At 42.1% G+C, this 1,671-nt stretch carries 2 protein-coding genes; both read left to right on the top strand.

Features of this window, described 5'->3' with window-relative positions:
- Positions 1–531 (top strand): lysozyme (locus tag C3B51_RS22595; RefSeq protein WP_165389224.1); only part of this gene is annotated, 531 nt, incomplete at its 5' end.
- A 2-nt stretch (positions 532–533) separates the two neighbouring features.
- Positions 534–1,220, top strand: coding sequence for a hypothetical protein (locus tag C3B51_RS22590; protein WP_130246468.1), 687 nt, complete (start codon positions 534–536; stop codon positions 1,218–1,220).
- The last annotated feature ends 451 nt before the right edge of the window (positions 1,221–1,671 follow it).

The raw sequence follows: 1,671 nt of genomic DNA, 5'->3' as shown, positions 1-1,671 counted from the left end.
TTGAATCAGGCGGGTGAGTCGGTTAGGGAGATTTACAGATCTTTCGGTGTATATACATCCAGTGATAAAGTTGTAGATTTCATCAAAGGCTGGGAAGGCTTCAAGGCTAGCCCATATAAAGTATTGAATTCTGACGGTGAGCCTACTGGCAAGTGGACCGTTGGGTATGGTCATGAAATATCAAATGAAGAGTACTTAAGCGGTTCATATAACAATATTACTGAAGAAAGAGCAATGGGGTTACTGATGAGTGACATTGCGGCAGCTGAGGTTCGTGTAAACCGGTTTATTTCTATTAATGGAGGTACTACATTGAACCAGAATCAATATGATGCATTGGTTAGTTTATCGATGAATTCAGGCTACATTGAGAGGTTTCCAAATCTATCATCGAACTTTTCACAAGCGAATCACGGTGGAGTAGCGTTTGAGTTTTTGGATATAACAAACGGGGGTCTATCTGGGCTGGTGAAAAGAAGAGCTGCAGAATATAACATGTACCTCAACGGCGATTATTCGGGGAGGCCATAGGAATGAAAATAGCAGTTGTTTTATTACTATTTTTTCAAGCAGCTTCTTATGCGCAATGCTCAAATGTTAAGTCGTTAAAAAGTATGATGATCAGTTCGAACTTTGAATATCTTAGCGAGCACCTCAATTACCCTATAAACGCTAGAGTGGGTGGTTCTAGTATCAAAGTGGTAAACGGGAGGATGCTTGTTGCGATTTCGAAGTCTATTTTTACTCAAGATTTTATATCGCAAGTTGAGGCAATGAGTGAAGATGAGTTTGCATTTGAATTTGGTGTAAATAAACCTGAATGTACTCTTAGTTCACTAGAGCTGACCGTAGATTCAATAGAGTTGCGATATGCTAAGTCTGGTATAAGCTCAAGCAGAAAATTGTTTAAATTTTTGGAAATGATAAACCAGACCATTGATGCAAAGCGTTACAGTGATTTGGAAAGTATATTCTGGTTTCCTTTCTATATTAAACATGGGGGGGCCTTGATTAAAATTGAGAATAGCCATGACTATTCATCCAATGAAGAACTGATATTTTCACCTGAATTGAGCTTGGTTCTAAAAAAATCATTAGAAAACAAGGCTTTTGTTGAGGATAGTAATGGATTGATTTTGGACAAGGAAGGGAGTGTATGGATTGTTGAGCGACATGGCAGCTTATATCTTCAGATTTTGAGTTTAGAGGTTGGAACATAAGTTCGCTCAGATGAGTAGAGCTTAAGATAGCACATATCCTACACAGGCGCTCAGTGAGCGCCTTTTTTCTGTGCAATAAGAAATTACAAGGACACCCACCCAAAATCGTAGACATTCAGTTCGGATTTCTGGTGGGTGATGGAGATGGACGCTCCTAAATCGGTGTTAGTGCGCCACACTGATATCCAACACCTACAACCTGATCACAGGCCGTAAAGAGCGCACTGAGGATGTCGACCGGGGCAACTGGCAGTACACCTACAAATTAACAAGGACATCCACCCAAAATCGTAGACATTCAGTTCGGATTTTTGGTGGGTGATTGAGATGGACGCTTCGAAATCGGCGTTGGTGGGCCACGCTGATATCCGACACCGGCAACCCCTGGCGTCTGGATAGCGAGCAGCGCGGCAGCTGGGCGCGGTCGTATCTGTACGATGCCCTGGGGCGT

The organism is Pseudoalteromonas rubra, from assembly GCF_004212645.1.
Taxonomy (GTDB): domain Bacteria; phylum Pseudomonadota; class Gammaproteobacteria; order Enterobacterales; family Alteromonadaceae; genus Pseudoalteromonas; species Pseudoalteromonas rubra_G.
Note: the sequence above shows the minus strand (reverse complement) of the source record. Positions and strands in the feature narration are given on the sequence as shown.